This window comes from Streptomyces griseoflavus (assembly GCF_014649995.1).
GTDB lineage: Bacteria > Actinomycetota > Actinomycetes > Streptomycetales > Streptomycetaceae > Streptomyces > Streptomyces griseoflavus.
Window position 1 is genome coordinate 236,817 of record NZ_BMUC01000007.1, and the last position, 621, is coordinate 237,437.

Below are 621 nucleotides of genomic sequence, written 5' to 3' on the forward strand. Positions count from 1 at the left end.
ATCCATGGGGTGGCCTCCTAGCGGACCTTGCAGCGGTGGGTGCGGGCGGCGAGCTGGGCGGCGGACTGGCTGGAGTAGTCGGCGGACCAGCCGCAGCCGTCAGAGCTGCACACGGCGGCGTGCTTGGTCTGGCCGTTGCGGTCGCGGTGGGTGCCGATCTGCACCGGGCCGATCCGCATCACGGAGTGGAAGAAGTCGCGAGCGGGCATGACGGGGTCTCCTCTCGGGTCAGGTGAGCTGGGCGGCGATGGCGTCCGCGAGCTGGGGCGGGACGCCGAGGCGGGCGCGGAGGGTGTCGGTGTCGATCCGGGAGCCGGTGCGCAGCTGGTGGTCGGCGGCGACCTTGCGGGCGTGGTCGACCAGCGCGGCCGGGACCGGCACCACCGGACGGGGCTTCGCGGTGGGCAGCGCCGGGGCTTCCTCGGCCGCCGGGACCACTACGGCTTGAGGTTCCGGGTCCGGCTCAGCAGCGGTGACCGGTTCGGGCTCATGCTCCGGGTCCGGGGCGGAGGGTGCCGGCGCTTCCGGCTCCTGCCGAGTGGGTGAGTGGGCGAGGAGGGTGCCGCCCATGAAGGCCAGGGCGGGCCAGGCGGCGACGAGGATGCGCAGCCAGGCCGGGAC

At 74.6% G+C, this 621-nt stretch carries 1 protein-coding gene and 1 pseudogene; both read right to left on the reverse strand.

The features are described from left to right. Positions 1-17: 17 nt before the first annotated feature. Positions 18-209, reverse strand: coding sequence for a mobile element transfer protein (locus IE172_RS17035; RefSeq protein WP_019527587.1), 192 nt, complete (start codon positions 207-209; stop codon positions 18-20). 19 nt (positions 210-228) lie between these two features. Continuing rightward, positions 229-621 (reverse strand): annotated as a pseudogene (locus tag IE172_RS34565) (DUF2637 domain-containing protein); the annotation flags it as partial.

Bases quoted from the DNA above. Each gene is read 5' to 3' on its own strand.
- IE172_RS17035 (WP_019527587.1), bottom strand. From the start codon at position 209: ATGCCCGCTCGCGACTTCTTCCACTCCGTGATGCGGATCGGCCCGGTG.